The 19600-nt window shown below is 44.2% G+C and carries 13 protein-coding genes and 1 riboswitch; of the genes, 4 read left to right on the top strand and 9 right to left on the bottom strand.

Translation table 11 applies throughout. From position 1 onward, the window contains the following. The first annotated feature begins 396 nt into the window (after positions 1–396). Positions 397–894, top strand: a complete 498-nt coding sequence (locus AC787_RS00970) for a DinB family protein (protein WP_054023078.1) — start codon at positions 397–399, stop codon at positions 892–894. 138 nt (positions 895–1032) lie between these two features. Here AC787_RS00970 and AC787_RS00965 read toward each other — a convergent pair whose 3' ends face one another. Both AC787_RS00965 and AC787_RS00960 read right to left on the bottom strand, forming a co-directional pair. After that, positions 1033–1233: a copper ion binding protein gene (locus tag AC787_RS00965; RefSeq protein WP_054023077.1), complete on the bottom strand. Its 201-nt coding sequence runs from the start codon at positions 1231–1233 to the stop codon at positions 1033–1035. 20 nt (positions 1234–1253) lie between these two features. Further along, positions 1254–1607 carry a metal-sensitive transcriptional regulator gene (locus AC787_RS00960; protein WP_054023076.1) on the bottom strand — a complete coding sequence of 118 codons (354 nt, stop codon included), beginning with the start codon at positions 1605–1607 and terminating at the stop codon, positions 1254–1256. A 278-nt stretch (positions 1608–1885) separates the two neighbouring features. Here AC787_RS00960 and AC787_RS00955 point away from each other — a divergent pair, with 278 nt between their 5' ends. Both AC787_RS00955 and AC787_RS00950 read left to right on the top strand, forming a co-directional pair. Continuing rightward, complete coding sequence (locus AC787_RS00955; protein WP_054023075.1) at positions 1886–2632, top strand: glycerophosphodiester phosphodiesterase; 747 nt, start codon at positions 1886–1888, stop codon at positions 2630–2632. Then, positions 2629–3831 carry an SLC45 family MFS transporter gene (locus AC787_RS00950; RefSeq protein WP_054023074.1) on the top strand — a complete coding sequence of 401 codons (1203 nt, stop codon included), beginning with the start codon at positions 2629–2631 and terminating at the stop codon, positions 3829–3831. Before AC787_RS00955 ends, AC787_RS00950 begins: the two co-directional genes overlap by 4 nt. Positions 3832–3892: 61 nt before the next feature. Here AC787_RS00950 and AC787_RS00945 read toward each other — a convergent pair whose 3' ends face one another. The 4 genes from AC787_RS00945 to AC787_RS00930 all read right to left on the bottom strand — a co-directional run bounded on the left by AC787_RS00945 (position 3893) and on the right by AC787_RS00930 (position 8904). Further along, complete coding sequence (locus AC787_RS00945; protein WP_054023073.1) at positions 3893–4759, bottom strand: YitT family protein; 867 nt, start codon at positions 4757–4759, stop codon at positions 3893–3895. 323 nt (positions 4760–5082) lie between these two features. Beyond that, a complete protein-coding gene (locus AC787_RS00940) occupies positions 5083–5361 on the bottom strand; it encodes a hypothetical protein (RefSeq protein ID WP_054023072.1) in 279 nt (92 codons plus the stop codon). A 72-nt stretch (positions 5362–5433) separates the two neighbouring features. Next, the gene (locus AC787_RS00935; RefSeq protein WP_054023071.1) at positions 5434–7173 is read right to left on the bottom strand and encodes an ABC transporter ATP-binding protein; all 1740 of its coding nucleotides are present in this window, start codon (positions 7171–7173) and stop codon (positions 5434–5436) included. 3 nt (positions 7174–7176) lie between these two features. Then, positions 7177–8904, bottom strand: a complete 1728-nt coding sequence (locus tag AC787_RS00930; protein ID WP_054023070.1) for an ABC transporter ATP-binding protein — start codon at positions 8902–8904, stop codon at positions 7177–7179. Positions 8905–9094: 190 nt separating this feature from the next. Beyond that, positions 9095–9173: riboswitch (ZMP/ZTP riboswitch) on the top strand. Positions 9174–9237: 64 nt separating this feature from the next. On the opposite strand from AC787_RS00930, the gene AC787_RS00925 reads away from it, so the two are divergent. Next, a complete protein-coding gene (locus tag AC787_RS00925) occupies positions 9238–10083 on the top strand; it encodes a bifunctional 5,10-methylenetetrahydrofolate dehydrogenase/5,10-methenyltetrahydrofolate cyclohydrolase (RefSeq protein ID WP_054023069.1) in 846 nt (281 codons plus the stop codon). 78 nt (positions 10084–10161) lie between these two features. Here AC787_RS00925 and AC787_RS00920 read toward each other — a convergent pair whose 3' ends face one another. The 3 genes from AC787_RS00920 to AC787_RS00910 form a co-directional block, all read right to left on the bottom strand. After that, a complete protein-coding gene (locus tag AC787_RS00920) occupies positions 10162–11118 on the bottom strand; it encodes a sugar-binding transcriptional regulator (protein ID WP_235560870.1) in 957 nt (318 codons plus the stop codon). 170 nt (positions 11119–11288) lie between these two features. Further along, positions 11289–16919: a 5'-nucleotidase C-terminal domain-containing protein gene (locus AC787_RS00915; protein ID WP_054023068.1), complete on the bottom strand. Its 5631-nt coding sequence runs from the start codon at positions 16917–16919 to the stop codon at positions 11289–11291. A gap of 891 nt (positions 16920–17810) precedes the next feature. Then, positions 17811–19592 carry an ABC transporter ATP-binding protein gene (locus AC787_RS00910; protein ID WP_054023067.1) on the bottom strand — a complete coding sequence of 594 codons (1782 nt, stop codon included), beginning with the start codon at positions 19590–19592 and terminating at the stop codon, positions 17811–17813. Positions 19593–19600 lie beyond the last annotated feature (8 nt).

The following is a 19600-nucleotide window of genomic DNA, read 5'->3' as shown; positions in this document are numbered from 1 at the left end:
GAGTAACTATTTTATTAATCGATTAATAACTATATTACATGATTTAGTTTAACACGTATTTTTACGTTTTCAAGTACTAAAATCTAATTCAAGAAAAAATTTCCGTACAATTTTCTTCTAACCAAAACGACGTATATCGATATACTTCGTATAACGGTAGGTTTCTCAGCACCTTTTCCTATGCTTAAACACAAAAAAAACCACTCATTTCTGAGTGATTAGCATTTTTATAAATGTTTACTGTTCTTTGTTACTTTACTCAGCTTCAATACTACCAACAGACGACCAAGTATGCGTTTTAGCTGATCATAGAATATGGTAATAAATAGTACCAAGTCATAGTACCTTGTTATATGATAATGGATGTAATTACCATTCACTTAAGGAGGAGATCGTATGGATGACTTTGATGAACACTTATATACAACTAGGGAACGATTGTTAAATGAGATTTCATCCCTAAATGACGAAGAATTCAATCGTACAATTGAGATTACAAAGTGGAGTATAGCTCAGATTTGTCATCATTTATTGAAAACGGAGAATTTGTTCAGAAAAGCAATTCTATTGGGGCTTGATCAAAAGATTCTATCCAAAACGGAACGAAAACCTATTCAAATTGTGTTAGATAAGTCTGTGAAGTTTCAGGCACCTAAGATTTCAGAACCTAGTTCGGAACCTTTTCAAGTGCCACAGATCATTCAACTATTAAGCGACTCAAGAAATAAATTAATGGATGTTCTTGTTAAGATTGAGGATATATCTATTTTGAAGGAAATAGCCGTGAATCATCCTAGGTTTGGTAACTTGCCATTAGATCAATGGATCGAACTGCTATATTTACACGAACAGCGACATATCGAGCAAATAAAAGATCTAAAAGCACTTCGTTAATACGACTTTAGATTTATCGCCTTTCAATGGGCAATTTTCTTTTATTCAATAATTAACAATAACGATATCAGAGACCAAAAAAAAGAGGGGCTGCATTTAGCCCCTTACTTGCCATTGATTCATTGCCATCATTTTATTTTATACAATGTCGTAGCCTTGATCCTCGATTGCTGCTTTCACAGCTTCAATCGTTACTTTCGATTCGTCAAAATCGACCGTTACTTTCTTATTTGCCAAATCAACTTTGCCTACTGCTCCTACATTTGCAACTGCCTTCTCAACCGAACTGACACAATGTCCACATGTCATGCCCTCTACCTTCAATACTGCGTTTGCCATAGTTAAAATCCCCTCTCCATCTATTTCATTAACTTGTTAACGGTAATCAGCAATTCATCGATAACTTCACTCTCGCCTGCTTGAATACGTTCAATAACACAGCTTCTCATATGCCCCTCAAGGAGCAGCTTACCCACACTGTTTAGAGCGGATTGTGCAGCAGCAATCTGATTGAGCACGTCATCACAGTACGTATCCTTCTCAATCATCGCCTTTATGCCTCTAATTTGTCCTTCAATTCGATTCAGACGTTTTGTTAAATTGTCCTTCATCTGCGATGAATGATGACTCTTCCGCGGACCATTCGGATCACAGCAGTCATCCGGTGGATGGGAATGCTCATGACTCCCATCGAGTATTGTATCTTTATCCATTTCGCATACCTCCATGGGGTATCTCTTTATGAACTTAATATATCATACCCCTAAGGGGTATGTAAATATCCTTTTTAATAATGTGAATTTATCCCTTATCTCCAATTGGTGAGCTTGTGCTGCTAGTTCTATTTATGGATGCAGGCATTGAATCCGGATTGTTTCATATACATACATTCCAATCCAACAGCCCACAATCTTTTTTTGTTTGACACAGCCATAATATTACTTCTATATAGTTACTAAGAGACCATATCGTGCAGAAAGGATGAATCGTTATCAAAACCATTATTAATTTCGCCCATCGTGGAGCAAGCGGCTATTGTCCGGAAAATACGCTGGCTGCATTCAAGAAAGCAATAGAACTAGGTGCTACAGGCATCGAAATTGATGTTCAACTGACGAAGGACGGCCGAATCGTTATCATTCATGATGAATCACTAAAACGGACGACCGGCTTCAACAGGCTTGTAAAGGATATAGAGTACGAGGAGCTTGCGTCACTCGACGCCGGCAGCTGGTTCGACCCAGCCTTTCATTCCGAGCGAATTCCACTCTTGGAACAGCTGCTGGAGCTTTTGCGCCAAACAAATATCATTCTCAATATTGAACTCAAAAACGGTATCGTCCAATATCCCGGCATGGAGCAAAAAGTCATCGACATGGTTAAAGCTTACGATATGTCTGATCGCATCATCCTATCCAGCTTCAATCATTATTCACTCTTGCTCTGCAAACAGCTCGCGCCCGAAATTCGTACCGGCGTTTTGTACATGGAAGGTCTTTATCGTCCTTGGGATTATGCGGCTGCGCTTCAGGCAGATGCACTGCATCCCGTCAAATACGCTGTAACACCAGAGTGGACAGCTTCGGCCGCCGCTCATGGCATCGCTTACCATCCATTTACCGTTAATGAAACGGAAGAAATGGAGCGCCTTATTGACGCAGGCGTTGCCGGCATCATTACTGATTATCCCGATCGTTTGGCTGAGGTGCTGTTAAGGAGAGGAGCACAAGCGGAATGAAAAAGACATGGCTGCTCGGGTTCGGTTTTTTTAGCATCAGCATTACATGGGCGCTTTACAACGCATTCGTCCCTTTTTTCCTTGATAAGTTTTTGACGAGTACGGCGCTAATTGGATTCATGATGACGATCGATAATTACTTTGCTCTATTTTTGCAGCCATGGATCGGAAGCCGCAGCGATCGCACAAACACACGTCTTGGCAAAAGAATGCCCTATTTGCTCATCGGCATGCCGCTTGCAGCCTTATTCGGAGCACTCATCCCTTGGCATACGAGCTTGCTCACGCTCGTATTGTTCATGGTACTTATGAACCTGTCCATGAGCTTATACCGATCCCCGACCGTCGCGCTTATGCCCGACATCACTCATGACAACAAGCGGACAAAGGCAAATGGCGTTATTAACTTCATGGGCGGAATCGGCTCTATAATCGCCTTCGCGGGAGGCTCGTTTCTATATGAGAAACATTCCTCGCTCCCTTTTCTATCCGCATCCATATTGACCTTAATCTGTTTAGTTATTTTGTTGAATAACATAAAAGAAAAACGAGACGCCATCTCTTACTCGCCTGCTGAGGAGAAAATAAAAGTATCGTTCAAAGAACAATGGAACCGTCCTACGATCTTCCTGCTAGGAGCGATCTTCTTCTGGTTTCTATCCTATCAAGGCGTCGAAGCCTTTTTCACACTGTATGGTACGAAGCACTTACAGTTGACGGAAGGCCAGTCATCATTTTCGCTTGCTTTCTTTTCTCTGGCTTTTGTAGCAGCCGCCATTCCAAGCGGACTACTCGGCAACCGCTTTGGCAAAAAACTCATCATCTCTCTAGGTGTTATTGGCCTCATCGTGATTTTTGCAGCAATCTCATTCGCGGATGCGCTGCTGCCGCTTCGTACATTGCTTATTCTAGGCGGTATCTGCTGGGCGATGATTAACATCAACTCCTATCCCTTCATTGTTTCGCTTGGCAAAGAGCAAAGCATAGGTACACGGACAGGCATATATTACTTGATTTCTTCACTCGCTGCGATAGCATCACCGCCGCTCATGGGCGGCTTGATTGATCTTCTTGGTTACTCGGTACTTTTCTATTTCTCATCAGGAGGAATGGTTATCGCTCTTTTGTTCCTTCTTTGCGTGAAGGATAAGGGACTCGCTAGAGCCTCAAGCGATCCTGCTGTTACGACAAGCCTATAATCAAAAAAAAAACCGGCACAGCGTCTACTGACGCCGCTGCCGGATTTTTTTGGTTATATCATTAATGGATGCTGCCTTTGCTGAATCCGCCGCCCATGACGTCAGATACATGCTCAATAGCAATAAAGGCATTCTCATCAATGGATTGCACGATGGCTTTGAGCTTCGCTAGTTCTAGGCGGGATACGACACAATAGATCATTTGCGTCTCATCCTTCGAATAGCCGCCGCGTGCTTGAATCAAGGTCGTCGTACGTCCCAATCGATCAATAATCGCTTGCGATACCTCTTCATACTCTGAAGAAATAATCGTTACCGATTTTGATTCATCGAGACCTTCCACAACGATATCAATTATTTTAATCGCTATATAATATGTAAACATCGAGTACATGGCTGAATCCCATTCAAACACGAAACCCGCAATTACAAAAATGATAACGTTAAATATCATGATAATTTGTCCGACTGGCATACGCATCTTTTTCGAAATCAGGATTGATACAATTTCTACGCCATCGAGCGAGCCGCCAAACCGAATCGCAAGACCAACGCCTGCACCCAAAATAAGACCGCCGAACAAAACTGCTAACAGCTTCTCTTCGGTAAATGCTTCAACATGATGAAGCATTGATGTGGTAACCGACATGACGATAATGCCATAAAGGGTCGAGATCGCAAACGTTTTCCCAATCTGTTTATAACCAAGAATAAGGAAAGGTACGTTCACTACAAACAAGTACACGCCGAGTGGAAGTGACGTTAAATGCGCCAACATAATCGATATACCGGCAATGCCTCCATCGATAACATTATTCGGAACAAGAAACAATTCCAAAGCAACGCCCATTAAAATCGATCCAATCGTAATAAAAACAAACCTCTTAAAAATTTCTAAAGATGATAACCCCTTATGCGTTTTTGCCAACTGCCCAGCCTCCGTTTTCCCGATTTCATCCTATAACTTTAGCATAAAAAAGCATTTTTTTCAAAAATGCATGTACCTCGTTTAGATCATATGCTGCATACTCATGTCCTTATTCCCCTGTAATAACCATTTGTGCAACACGAATTAAACACGAAGTATCGGTATCACGTTTCGAATCCATTGGAGTATTCCCGTATTAATTGGGAGTATACACCTCAACCATTTCCATCCAGTGTTTACAAAAATATAATAAGCATTTCAACAGAAGAAGGACTGCTTAAGCCAACATGCGCTTGAAGCAGTCCTTATTAAAAACTCTCAGACTAGTCTACGTAACCTGCTAGGCCTTTGTCCATCAAGTAATCCATTTCAGCATCCAAAATCGATTCCACGATCAGCTCGTTAGACTTCACGTCAGGGCGGCTTAATACGTAATCTACCAGCTCGTCTCCGTCAATATCTACCTCGCCATTTTTATCTTCCTTCGCGTTGTTGATGAAAGCATGCTCATGCTTTAATACCAGCTTAATCAACTGCTCATCCGCGTTTGTTTCGTTTGCTATATACTGCAAAAGTTCTTGCTCGTTCAATTGTTCACTCATCGTTTGTCATCTCCTAATTGTATCGCTCATCTCATTGTACCACATTCATATCGACTTTATGAGAGAGCCTAACTATACTTCCTGTAAAAATTGGCTTCCATGCAGCTGATTGTACAATCCATTTTTAGCGAGCAATTCATCATGTGTACCGCGCTCAGCGATTTCACCATCCTTAATGAACAAAATGGTATCCGCATTCCGTATAGTGCTGAGACGGTGAGCAATAACAAAACTCGTTCTTCCACTTAGCAGCTTCTTCATCGCTTCTTGAATTTGGAGCTCAGCAAGCGTATCTACACTGCTCGTTGCTTCATCCAATATGAGCAGCGCAGGGTCTCCAAGAATTGCCCGGGCAATTGTGATAAGCTGGCGCTGCCCATGGCTGATGTTCCCGCCTTCCGCCGTCAGTTCGGTCTCGTATCCCAGCGGCAGCTTTGCAATGAAGCTATTTGCATTCGCTTGAACAGCTGCCTCCTCAACCTCTTCGTCTGTAGCATCCAGCTTACCGTAGCGGATATTCTCGCGAATTGTACCCGAGAACAAATGGGCGTCCTGCAGCACAATCCCAAGCTGTTTACGCAAACTGTTTTTGTCTATGGTGCGAATATCTTCGTCATCAATTAAAATTTGGCCGTCCTTGATCTCGTAGAAACGTCCAATCAGATTAATAATCGTCGTCTTGCCCGCTCCTGTTGGACCAACTAATGCAACGGTCTCTCCCGGCTTAGCAGTAAAGGAGATGTCATTAAGGGCTGCGGTTCCGTCCTTATATTCAAACCTCACATCACGAAACTCCACCTTGCCGCCAATCGATTCCATCTCTTTCACAGCCTCGGCTGCTTCATACTCTGACGGAATATCCATCATTTCGAACACCCGCTCCGCGCCTGCTACACCAGACTGAATCATATTATATTGATTCGCAACTTCATTTAATGGACCACTAAATTGTTTTGAATAGCCAAGAAAGCTTATGATAACGCCGACAGTCGCATGATCATGAATCGCCAGCCAGCCGCCAACTCCTGCAATGATCAAATAGCTGATATGACCAAACATATTCATGAATGGGCCCATCGTACCCGAATAAATTTGAGCTTTTGTTCCAACTTTCTTCAGCTTGGCATTTGCAGCGCTGAATTGCTCAGCCATTCGCTCCTCTTGATGAAACAGAGCCACGACCTTCTGCCCAGATACCGTCTCCTCAATAAATCCATTAAGCCCGCCCAGCTCCTGCTGTTGACCTTTGAACTGGCGCTGTGTAATCTTCGCTATCCGTTTCGTAACAAAAACGATGACCGGAATGATTATGAGTGCAACGAGCGTGAGCCACACGTTTAAGAAAAGCATCATCGCGAACGAGCCTATGAGCATTATGATACTCGATTTAATTTGAATCAAGCTTTGGTTCAGCGTATTGGTAACATTATCGATGTCATTCGTCGTACGGCTCATGAGCTCGCCGTGATTTTTACTCGCAAAAAACGGGATGGGCAGCTTTTGCAAATGATTAAATAATTCCTTGCGAAGACTCCATACGGTTCGCTGCGACACTTCAGCTAAGAAAATCGCTTGAAGCCAACTGACTACGCTGCCAGCCGCGTATATTCCAAGCATAAGCAAACAAATAGAAAGCAGTCCATCATATTGTTTGGCAATAATATTATCATCCAAAGCTTTGCCTAAAAAATAAGGACCTGCAAGCGTAAGTCCTGCTGCAGCTATCGTTAGTGCAATGACTGCAATAAGTCTAGCGCGACCATGAAGTAAATAAGTTCCGACTCTTTTTAATGTCGCTATTGTATGATTCATCTATCAAGCTCCTTGCTGGGAAAAGGCCATTTGCTGGTATAGCTTGCTTTGTTCTAGAAGCTCTTGATGCGTGCCAATCGCTGTCACTTGACCGTCCTCAAGCACGATAATCCGATTCGCCTGCTGTACGGACGCAATTCGCTGCCCGATAATAAAACAAGTACTGGTCTTCATAATCTCTTGCAGCGATTTGCGTATAAGTAAATCCGTTCTCAGATCGACCGCGCTTGTGCAGTCATCGAGAATGACAATTTTTGGTTTAAGCAATAAAGTCCGAGCAATAGACAATCGCTGCTTTTGACCGCCTGACAGGTTGACCCCCCGCTGACCAAGCAATGTATCATAACCATTCTCCAGCTTCATAATGAACGCATGTGCCTCAGCCGCTTTCGCTGCTGCCACTATTTCATCCTGACTCGCATCCGGTTTGCCGTAGCTGATATTGTCTCGAATAGTTCCACTGAACAAATGCGCTTGCTGAAGCACCATGCCGATTTGGCTATGCAGCTCGACTGCAGCAATCTCGTTAATGGGATGGGAATCTATACGAATCATCCCCTCAGTGACTTCATAGAACCTTGGAATGAGGCTGACCAGCGTTGATTTCCCTGAGCCGTTCACCCCTACGATCCCAATCGTCTCACCCGGCTCTATATCCAAATGAATGTCGCGAAGCACCGCCTTCTCTGAATCGCCTTCATAGTTAAAACTTACATGGTCAAAAGTAATTCTACCCGCTTGAATATGCTTTGACTGCTCGTTAGCTTTACCTTCAGCTGTCCATTTATCTGCTGGCACCTCCAATATCTCGTTGATGCGGTCAGCGGAAGCCTTGGCCCGAGAAATCGCAATCAATTGATTTCCTAGCCCTAATGTAGAGAATAGAAGCTGTGTAATATAAGTTAAAAATGCTGCAAGACTGCCCACCGACAGAGCGCCATACTCAGAGAGCATTCCTCCGTACCATAATGCAGCTACAATACTGAAATTAAGAATGATCGACACAAGCGGCGTATTAAGTGCGACGATCTTGGCCGCTTTAAGACTAGCATGCAGTAAATTTGAGTTCGTCTCATTAAAACGTTCTTCCTCGTAATCCGACCGAACAAAGGCCTTAACAACACGGATACCGGACAAATTTTCTTGCATAACGGTATTCACTTGATCAAGCCGCTGCTGCATCATCGCAAACAGAGGAACGGTAATCCGAGTTGTAATGATGAGGAATATAGCTAGTAAAGGTATCATTGCGAGCAAAATAATAGACAGGCGCGGGCTGATTACAAAGGCCATAATCAGGCTGCCAATAATAATGAATGAACTGCGTGCGAATACTCGGAGCAGCAGCAACACTAAGTTCTGAATTTGTGTAACATCACCCGTCAGTCTCGTCACAATGGAGCCCGAACCAAAGCGGTCAAGCGATCGCAGCGACAGCGACTGTATTTTTTGAAACAGCTCCTGCCTTAGATCAGCCCCAAAGTTTTGCGAAGCTATCGTTGAGAACACCGTGCAGCCTACACCTGCAATTAGTCCGATCAACGCAGCGATCAGCATTTTGGGCGCGGTACTCGCGATAGCTGTTAGATCACCCGCAATAATGCCATCATTCACAATGCTGGCCATGAATCGCGGCTGCAGCAAGTCCATGAACACCTCTAGCAGCATAAACAGCGGCGCCAGCAAAGCGGACAGCCAATATTTTTTCAAAAATCTAGTGAGCTTTAACAACTTACCACCTCAATCTCCCATCATTTTGCGTAAATTGCAAATTAAGAGGGCAGCGCGGCTCGCTCCCTCTTGTTAAAGCAATTATAGCATTCATCACCTGCGTTTCCACACCTATATACCCATAAAATAACGAAGATTAAAATCCGCTCGCTTTTGCACCATCCAACTGTTAAAATCAACATACCATTAAAAAGCTGTGCGTGACTGGCGGAACATGGGCAACCATGAGGGAGCGCGCAGATCATTAGCCGTACGCCTGGGCAAAGGTAAGGGGACATACCCCTTGCCTTTTTATGTTTTTTGACATCTATTCATAAGGGGCTGAGGTAGAAGATGACGGAGAAACTGATTTTGGACGGAGCAATTGTGGCGAATGCGATTAAAGAGCAGTTGAAGGCAAGAGTTGAAACGTTAGTCAAACGGGGGATCATCCCATGTTTAGCGACGATATTGGTGGGAGATGACCCTGCCTCTGAAACGTATGTTCGAATGAAAGGCAATGCATGCAAGAAGCTAGGCATCGATTCCAAACGTATTCATTTGAACAAAAGCATTTCAACGGACGATTTGATTGACGTTATTTTGCAGCTTAACGAAGACCCTCTTATTCACGGTATCCTCTTGCAGCACCCCGTACCGCATCAGATTGATGAGCGTGCGGCATTTGAAGCGATTAGTATTCATAAGGATGTAGATGGTGTAACTGCGCTATCTTTCGCCCAAAATGCATTTGGTTACGCTCAGTATCCATCGTGTACCCCTGCTGCTATTATGGCTATTCTTGATTATTATGACATCAAGGTTGAAGGCAAACATGCTGTCGTAGTTGGACGGAGCCCTATTCTAGGCAAGCCTGTTTCGCAGATGCTGCTGAATCGCAATGCAACCGTTACAACCTGTCATTCCAAAACAGAAAATTTAGCGGATATGCTGCGCCATGCCGATATCGTCGTTGCTGCAGTCGGCAAGCCAAACTTTATTCAAGGAGAATGGATCCAGGGTGGCGCTGTCGTGCTTGATGCAGGGTACAATGAAGGGAATATTGGGGACGTTGATTACGAGGCTTGTTTAGCAAAAGCCAGCGCCATCACCCCCGTACCTGCAGGCGTAGGCCCTGTCACGATTGCCACGCTTCTGAAGCATACGGTTGACTCGGCTGAGCGATTTGCGCTTCATTAAGATATACGGGAAGTAGAACGCGGGGATCTTATTTGCTGTCTGGCAGCTAAGATCCCCTCGTTTGTTCCATAAGCTGATCTACACATTCCGTTCCAATAAATACCTTGCTGTAAACTGGTCAGTTATGAGCACATTGGTGTAGCCGCCGCGCAGCGCGCCATAAATGCCGTCCACCTTCTTCGCACCGCCTGCCACAAGAATCGACTGATCCTTGCGCTTCAGCTCATCGAGACTAATGCCGATCGTGCGCTGATTCATCTCTGTTGAACAAATATCACCTGCGATATCAATATAGCGTGAGCATATATCGCCTGCTGCCTTCTCGCGAATGATGTCTAGATCTGCATCTGTAAAATAGTTCGCTCTAATTAATACGGAGTCATCTGTTGGAGCACCTACAGTTACAACGGCGATATTAGACAGCTTTCCCAGCTCCAAAATATTTCGAATATGGCGGTCCGATTCAATCGTTCGTTTCACTACCTCGTGGTCAACAAGCGCCGGCAGCGGAATAAAGTAGGGTATCGTATGAAAAGCCTTGCCGAATAAATGAACAATTTCATAGGCGTATGTATTGGTCTCCGAGTGGCTGACCCCGCCGTTAAGCTGCACGACCTTAACATCTCGAACCGGCTTATCCTTCAACTGAGAAGCCATTTGAAAGAGCGTCGTTCCCCAAGTCGTCGCAATGATGTCGCCATCTTTTACCGTATCATATAAATAGTTCGCTGCTGCTTCGCCAATATACCTTTTCACGATGCTGTCCTCGTACTGCGGCACAGAAACGATAACTGCTTTTTTCAGACCAAACTTTGCTTCTAGACGGTTTGCTAGAACAAAATTGTTTTCATTAGGGTGCACGATTTTAATTTGAACGTAACCCTCATCCTTCGCCTGCTGTAGAAACCTTGATATCGTGGGGCGCGATACACCCAGTTTCTGTGCGATTTCCTCCTGATTATAATCTAGTTCATAATATAATCTTGCTACATCAATCATTTTACTGAGCTTATCGTCCATTCGATCATCAGCCATCCAAGTTTCACTCTTTCTATTTATGTCTAGAAACACAAACGGTATCTACTCCCTCTAATTTAACATAGGTTACAAATGAAGTGTCGCCTTCTTTAGATGAAAACAACAAATCTCAGCAAAAAAACGTCCCACCCCACTCATTGCAAGTGGAATGGGACGCCTTTACTTCATTAAATCCCTTGTTTTCCCTCATACTCTAGTGCCGCCAAGATCAGTGTAACCACATCTGCTCTTGTTGCATTTTTCTTAGGAGCAAATCGATTGCCACCCATTCCTTCAACTAGTCCTTCTGTTTGAGCCGCCGCGATATAAGGACGTGCCCATACCGGTATGTCACTTACATCAGCGAACGTTGGCTTCGCATTCGGATCAATCTTAATGCCAAGTGCCCTAACGAGAATAACGGTCATTTCCGTTCTTGTTAATTCACTTGATGGTCTAAGCGTATTATCCTCGTAACCCGCTATGATCTTATCCTCGATAAGCTGTGCAAAGAAGGAGCGTGCCCATGCAGGAACTTGACCCGCATCTGCAAAGTCCAGATTGCTCGTCGACGATTCAAGCTTCAGCGCTCTGCCTACCATCGTAACAAACTGTGCTCTTGTAGCCGTGTTTCCAGGACGGAACGTACCGTCTCCATACCCGTTAACAAAACCGATTTCCACTGCCTCTGCAATAGCCTCTGCCGCCCAATGGCTTCCTACATCACTAAATTTAATTGCAGGACCTTCTGGTGTCGGCGTCGGTGTTACCGGTGGTGTCGTTGGTGTCGGCGTTGGTGTTGGCGTCGTTACCGGCGGTGTTGTTGGTGTCGGCGTTGGTGTTACCACGCTAACATCTACAATCCGACCCTCAACAGCAGATGTTGCCGCCGTAATTGTTCCAATCTGCTGAATGTAGTTCGTAAACACTTCATAATCCGGCAAATACAATAAGTTTACGCGACCTTCCTTATAGGCCTTCTCAAGTGAAGTATAGAAATCTCCGCCTTTGGCCGTAAAAGCATTTGTCGCAACTTCATATTTTGCTTTCAAATCAATCGGAACGTAGCTATTTCCGTCTTTCACTTGAATGCGTACTACTCGCTCGTTCACTGGTTTAGTCGAGTCATAGTCGAAACGCATTCCAGCGATATGCGGGAAGCGACCGTCCTTAGTCGTTGTAATCGTAGACACGCCGTTTTCCATTGCGTCCTTGATTTCTTGTCCCGTTAAAGTGATCGTAACCAAATCATTATTGAATGGTAGTACGCCCAGTACTCCTCCTTGGTTGATTGCTCCCGCACTAATCGATGCACGGATACCCCCACCATTTTGCAAAGCAATCACAGCATTTGTCCCTGCTGCTTTCGCCGCTGCCAACATACCGTCAGCGATCAAATTGCCAAGGTTTGTTTCTTTCGAGCGCACATCAGCACGAAGCCCGTTTAACTCAACGTTCGTATTGCCGACTACCGTCTGTGACATCTCTAGAACGCCCGGCTTGTATTTCGTTTCAAAGATTATTTTTGCCTCGGCGTCCTCAGCAAAGTTAAAGGCTGTACCCGTCTTCCCATCGATAGATATCAGTTTACCGTTCCAATTAGTCAAAACGCCTGCTTTGTTAAAGCTGACTTCCAATTTACCTAGGAACTGTCCTTTTTCACCTGTTTGTACAATGAGCTTTGGTGCGTTCGCATCCGTATTGTCCACAACCGCTGTATCCAATTGTGTATGGCTATGACCGCCAACTATAATATCGATACCTTGCACTGCTTTAGCTAGCTCCAAATCCGCTTCATAGCCAATGTGTGATAGGACAATAATTTTGTTAATGCCTTTTGCTTGCAACGTGGCAACAGTCTCTTTGGCCTTTACAACAGCATTGTCGAATGTTACATCACCCGGTGAAGCGATATTCGCGGTATCTTCCGTTGTGAGTCCAATCAACCCAACCCTTGTACCATCTATCACTTTGACAAGTGCTGGATAAATGGACGCACTATTACCACCATATCCGATTTCATTATTGAATAATTTATTTAAAACATCATCTTTCGAGAAATTCACGTTTGACGATACAAATGGAAACTCTGCTTTGTTAATAAAATCAGCAAGCACATTTGAATTTTTGTCAAATTCATGATTACCAAAAGTCATCGCATCATATATAACCAGATTCATAAATTCAAGGTCCGCTTGTCCCAAGTATTTATTAAAATACAGCGTGCCTGAGAACACATCTCCTGCGTCGACCAGAATCGGATTTTTCGAACTTTTTTTCGTTTCCTTAATCGCCGTTACACGGCGTAGAACATTGTTTGGTGCGTTGGTCGTATCCAAATTCGCATGCGTATCATTCGTATGCAAAATCGTCATATCTAATTCCTTATCGTTCACAGATAAATCCAATTGCGCGAGAAGCGGATCATGATCGCTTACTCTGCCCTGTTCTGTTGAGAAATCAGCATTGACATGAACCACGTCGATTTGTGCATTTGTCCCATTTGCTTTATCAACAAGAATGTGATCAAGCGTTTGCGAGTTACCGTCATAGATATACGAGTAACGCTCTGAAACCGGCAGCGTATCTACAAGGTTCGTCAATTCATTGCCTTTAATCTTGTTCAGCGTGCCGGAGAATTGGAAGTCGTTAAAATCGCCCAGCACAACTACGCTTGCTTCAGTGTCTTTTGTTGTCAGTTCCTTCACGAAGCTGTTAACGGCTTCGGCTTGCTTCGCGCGCTGCACCTCGCTGCTGCGAACTACCGGCTGAACTTCACCCCAAGGCTTACCGTCTCCACCCTTCGAATTCAGATGGTTCGCAATCGCAACAACACGTTTTCCTTGGAACATAAATTCTGCTACAAGCGGTTTACGAGATGACGCAAATGTCGAAGCATCATCAGAGCCAATGCGACCAGGATTTTGCGTCAAGCCGCCCATTTCATCTACCTTAATCGACGTATTGAAGTCGCCTTTCGTTCCTTCCGCAAGAGTTACCCGATCAGGATTGTACAAGAAACCGACACGGATATTACCTCCAGGAGCGCCGCCATCTTTATTTTTCTCAGGAGCGATGTCGGCATAAGCATACGTAGGTCCACCTTTTGCTTTAATCGCATCAATCAACGTTTGGAAGCTTTGGGAAGCATCCGTATTATCTGTATCCTTCTCTCCATCGTTGTCTTGCACTTCCATTAAACCGATAATATCCGGCTGCTTCATATTCGTCACGATAATCGAAGCGATTTTCGCAGCTTTTGCTGTTTGTGCTGCGCTGAAGTTTTCAACATTAAATGTTGCAATAGTCAGCTTGTCTGCCTTCGGTTCAATAGTCGTTACCTTCTGAACATTTGCACTGCGTACAATTGCTGGCAAAGCTTCTGTCGGCATGAGTTTAAATAGATCGCCTGCGTATTGAATAACGCCAATGATATTGCCGTTAAAAGCATCGCCTGTTTTAATCTCTTCACTAGTTGGCTTTGAGCCGCCTACATACAGCTTCTGTGGATTCAAGCTGCTATCAATAGCCGATAAACCATTTCCTTGAAGTACAATTCCGCCCACAGCGGTTTTTACTGGATTGTTAGCACCGTTATCAAAGGTAATTGGAGTTACCGTATTGGCGTAAGGTCCTGTAATCGTTGGGTTTTTCACTTCAACGAGCATACTCTCCAAACTCTCGAAGAAGTCAATGGCATCGATCTCTGGGTTGAACTTGCTAAAGCTATCCGAATCGATCAAGTTTGGAATAATCCGGCCGCCTGTTCCCAGCAATGTTGCCTTAGGAAGCTGATTGTTGCTCGATACTTTATTAATTGTTGTTGCATTGATTTGAGTTACAGTCAAAGATGGACTGTTCCCAAATTCCTGTACAGTGCCTGACACCGTTACTTCATCCTTAACTGCTGAGCCATGTGCCTTCTTGTAAACCTGAATGGCTTCAGAAGTATTCGGATTGTTGTCCTGTTGATCATCAGTTGCCTGCATGAAGAAGGAATCCGTGCTTACGGAAGTAATAATGCCCTTTACATTTGAAACCTGTACATTATTATAGAGCGATTTATGCGTTTCACCTTGAATTGTATGGATGGCAATACCGTCCGTATTCTCTAACACTTTATACGTAAACGTCGATACATCGCTTGTCACTCCACCAGCTGTGACAACTGCTTTAATGACCATATCTGCATTTACGACAATAGCTTTAGTATATTGTGTTCCAGCCGATGCTGTCGGAATAGATCCGTCAGTCGTGTAATGGATAACACCGCCCGCAGCAAGTGTACTTAATGAAACCGAACCTCCTGCGTTAATACCGCCTGATGGAATGCTCGCTTGAACAGCCAACCGCTTCTCAACAATGTCGAGCGTATTGCGCGGCAGTAATTCCAAACCTACACTGGAATGAAAAGTCATGACGCCAGTAACCAGCTCAAAGGTTTTTCCAGCCACAAATGAAGCATCCGACGAATAAATAATCACTTTGCCACCATTCACAGCATCCTCAGCTGTAACAACGCCGCTGGCAACACTTTCAATGGTTATGTTATTCACCTGTACGAGACGACCCTCGGATTTATTCCGATTTTCAGTCGTTTTGCCAAAGCTTGTTGAATCTACGATAATCGGCTCTGGAACAGGAACAGAACCCGTCACCTTCGTATTTTCTACAGTAGCCTCCAATTGAAGCAATCCCGAAAATTCAGTCAGCTTGCCGTAAGCCTCAATCATGTCTCCCGGCTGTGCGGAGACACTGTTTGGAACTCTAACAATTATGCCGCTATTTTGATCCTGAACGAAAAGATTTACAAAAGCGCCTGAATCCGCTCGATGCGTTACAACACCGCTAAGCGTTACGCTTGTACCAAGAGCAGCCGTGCGTGCTTGTGCGATTGTCACTAGACTCGAAATCGTATAAGAATATTCACGCAAAGCACTATTTGGAAATCCTTCTTTTTTTGCATAAGCATGAACCGTTGTAGGCGCATTGATCTTGATTTCTGTTACATTCGGTTGATACCATGTAAAGTCCTCTGGAGCGACTTGCGGCTCTTCTGCTCCGTAGACGCTATAGTAAACGCTGGCGCCAACCGTTGGCGTCGAGAGCTTAATGATCGTACCAGGAAGTACAGATCCTTCGTTTAAATCTGCCGATACAGCTTCAACGCCGTCTGCAACAACGACGTAAGAGGAGTTGCGCGGATCAGGTGTAACTACGACAAAATCTTCGAAGTTATTGTCTATATCTTTACCGCGACTATCAGATGGTGCTCCCTCAGCTGCTTTTCGAATCGCAGCTTTCGAGCTGGATAAGCTAGCTGTGGGCATCTGTGCTTCAGATTCATTCGCCCCTGGTCCGTAACCAACTAAGTCGATTCTCACTGAACCTTTAAGCAGTTCCACTTTACCTTCGGAGCCACCCATTGCCAACGTTCCCACGGCATCTGGTAATGGAAGGCTTGCCCCCACATCAGCATTAGAAACTTGCTGAATTAGAAAGTAGCCTTTCGATTTGATGGTGCCAGATAAAACTGTGGAAATTTTATCTTCGAAAGTTCCCTTGCTGCTGGTATAACGCACCTTCCAACCAGACAAGCTCACATCTTCATCAGTCGGATTGTACAATTCGATGAAATCATTTTTTAATGTCGCTCCGCTGTTCCCTCCACCGCCATACACTTGTGAAATAACGATATTATCACCCGCAGGCGATGCCTGAACCGGCGCGCCTAAGCTGCCCAGCGTGCCTCCAGCAAATAGAAGAGCCGCTAACAGCATGCAAGCTTTTCTCTGTATTCGTATGACTAATTTGTGCATCCTACATTTTCCCCTCTCCATAACCAATAATGAATAAAATAGTTTACCCAACAATTAGATTAACTAAAAAATGTAATCACAATATCAAAATGAAATTAAGTTCTAGTAAACATGCACATTTGTTCATAGACGGCAATAAAAATCCCCTTACTCCAAAAACATGCATAACATCCGTGAGCAGACTATTTGCATTGATGAAGGAAGGGGAATTCAGCTTCGGGCCCAAAGCTAATGAGCCATCTACTATTAATGTAACGTAAACTAACACCAAACTTATTGAAGAGTATACTTTGGAACATATTCCCTGTCAATTGGTAGAAAAGATTATTTTAAATGGTCTCAAATCTATGATTCAAGTACCATACACTTAACTTATCACGTTACTTTTTTGTCGTTTAATCTGTCTGTTTATTAATTTATGAAGCAATTGCTACTTGCAAGAGGAATAAGGCGGACACCAGAGACCTTATTCACCTCGATTCCACCCTTTTGCAATTCTAACGGACCTATAGGCCCTTATTTGGCTTCAATTGTTGTGATTAGGCCGCAATTCACCTCCATAACGTATTTTATGTCCGTTAGAATCCATTTTGGAGCTCATCTTGGTGAATAGCTGATTCTAGGTCCGTTAGGGTCAAACCCGAGTCCGTCGAGCACTGATTTTGACGTTAAATCCAGAAATCATAGGTGATCTCAAGTGGATGAGTTTCTAATCCAGCCGCAGACGCAGACGCAGAAGTGATACGAGGATATTTTATTCAGGTGCTTTTAGGTGAATCAGCATTCGAAATGAAATAAACGATTCCATAAATCTAGCCAAACAGCAGCAGCGGCAGCCAAGTTAGGCTGCCGCTGCTTTTCCCTTTATCATCCAATGCGTTAAATAGCTTTTTATCGTCCTTGAGCTTCCGTCGTTACACCAGCCGGCTCAGACGAAACTTTCTCGCCCTTCTGCAGCTGATACATTTTATAATACCTGCCTCGGTGCGCCATTAGTGTATCATGATTGCCGCGCTCGACGATTTCACCGCGGTGCAATACGAGAATTTGATCGGCATCACGAATAGTGGACAACCGATGTGCGATAATTAGCGTCGTCCGGCCTTCACTGACCACTTTCAACGCTTGCTGAATTAGCCCCTCTGTCTCACTGTCTATGCTCGCTGTCGCCTCATCCAATATAAGAATAGATGGATCAAAGGCTAAAGCTCTTGCGAAGGAGATGAGCTGCCGCTGACCAGAAGATAGCGTACTGCCTCGCTCGACCACTTGCTCATCATAACCGCCAGGAAGCTGCTCGATAAAGCTTGCCGCCCCAACATCCTTTAGCACGCTTTTCACTCGATCAATTGTGATGTCCTTGTTATACAGGCTGACGTTGAATTTAATGTCACCTGCAAACAAGTATGGATCTTGAAGCACAATGCCCATATGCTTACGCAGCTCTTGCTTCGAATATGTCGCTATATTCCGTCCATCAATCGTAATCGTCCCTTGATTCGGCTCATAAAAGCCAAGCAGCAGGTTCATGATTGAGCTTTTGCCCGAACCGGTATGACCGACTAAAGCAACCGTCTCTCCTCTGCGCGCTTCAAAAGAGATTTGCTTTAGGACATTCTCTCCTTCTTTATACGCAAACGTTATGTTATCGAATTTCACGACACCATCCGGACGTTTCACCTGAGCAACCTCTTCGACCGCCATGCCTTCCATGTCCAATATTGCAAACACCTTCTCAGCGGATACGAAAGCACGCTGCGCATTCGTCAACTGGTCGAAGATACCGATAATTGGCATAAAGATACGCCCCAAATAATCAATAAACGCATAGAACACACCGTAAAGAATAACCGTCTCAAGCGAGGCTTTCCCGAAATACCAAATGACCATCGCGGTTACCAAGCTGCCAATAGTACCCACAATGTTTCTTGAGGACAAGGAGAATACTCTAAACTGCTTAATTTGGTTGATGTATCTATCCTCATTCAATGCCTCAAACTCTTCAAGCGTTACCTTCTCCCGGCGAAAGGCTTGAATGATCGGCATTACGACAATCGATTCATTAATCATGGCATTCATGTCGCTAAGCCGCGCGCGCATAATCGTAATATATTTCTTCGAATATTTTAAGTGAATGACCATAATGATCGCGAAGAGCGGCGGCAAGAGCAAGCAAAACATCGCGAGCCGCACGTCCAAGATGAACAGCGCTGTAAAAATACCGATTAGCTGCACGAAGCTGACAACAAAGGTCGCCATGAAACTCATGAACAAATCCCTTATAGCCTCTGTGTCGTTCGCAATTCTGGATACAATTTGCCCGATCGGCGTATTGTCGAAGTAGCGCAGCGGAATTCGCTGAATGTGGCTCATTAAATCCATACGCATGTTTTTTATAATGCGGAGCGCCGTCGTCTGCAAAATATAGGATTGCGAGAAATTGCTAATACTTGCGACGAGCAGCAGTCCCATATAAAGTGCTAGCAGCCCGAGAACCGGCATTAAATCATTCCCGCCGACCGATAAATGCTTATCAATTATCGTTTTTATTATAAAAGGTCCGCCGAGCTCTGCGCCTACTGCGCAGCACAGAATAAGCAGGGCGCCGATAATTCTAAACTTATAGACGAGAGCATATGCGAATAGTCTTCTCGCCGTTGATTGTTTTGGCATTCTACAGC

It is taken from the genome of Bacillus sp. FJAT-28004, assembly GCF_001280845.1.
Lineage (GTDB): Bacteria > Bacillota > Bacilli > Paenibacillales > Paenibacillaceae > Pristimantibacillus.
Note: the sequence above shows the minus strand (reverse complement) of the source record. Positions and strands in the feature narration are given on the sequence as shown.

What these genes read in the sequence shown, in the direction of transcription:
- AC787_RS00970 (WP_054023078.1), top strand. Translation starts at nt 397, where the DNA reads ATGGATGACTTTGATGAACACTTATATACAACTAGGGAACGATTGTTA.
- AC787_RS00965 (WP_054023077.1), bottom strand. Translation starts at nt 1,233, where the DNA reads ATGGCAAACGCAGTATTGAAGGTAGAGGGCATGACATGTGGACATTGT.
- AC787_RS00960 (WP_054023076.1), bottom strand. Translation starts at nt 1,607, where the DNA reads ATGGATAAAGATACAATACTCGATGGGAGTCATGAGCATTCCCATCCA.
- AC787_RS00950 (WP_054023074.1), top strand. Translation starts at nt 2,629, where the DNA reads ATGAAAAAGACATGGCTGCTCGGGTTCGGTTTTTTTAGCATCAGCATT.
- AC787_RS00940 (WP_054023072.1), bottom strand. Translation starts at nt 5,361, where the DNA reads ATGAGTGAACAATTGAACGAGCAAGAACTTTTGCAGTATATAGCAAAC.
- AC787_RS00935 (WP_054023071.1), bottom strand. Translation starts at nt 7,173, where the DNA reads ATGAATCATACAATAGCGACATTAAAAAGAGTCGGAACTTATTTACTT.
- AC787_RS00925 (WP_054023069.1), top strand. Translation starts at nt 9,238, where the DNA reads ATGACGGAGAAACTGATTTTGGACGGAGCAATTGTGGCGAATGCGATT.
- AC787_RS00920 (WP_235560870.1), bottom strand. Translation starts at nt 11,118, where the DNA reads ATGGCTGATGATCGAATGGACGATAAGCTCAGTAAAATGATTGATGTA.
- AC787_RS00915 (WP_054023068.1), bottom strand. Translation starts at nt 16,919, where the DNA reads ATGCACAAATTAGTCATACGAATACAGAGAAAAGCTTGCATGCTGTTA.
- AC787_RS00910 (WP_054023067.1), bottom strand. Translation starts at nt 19,592, where the DNA reads ATGCCAAAACAATCAACGGCGAGAAGACTATTCGCATATGCTCTCGTC.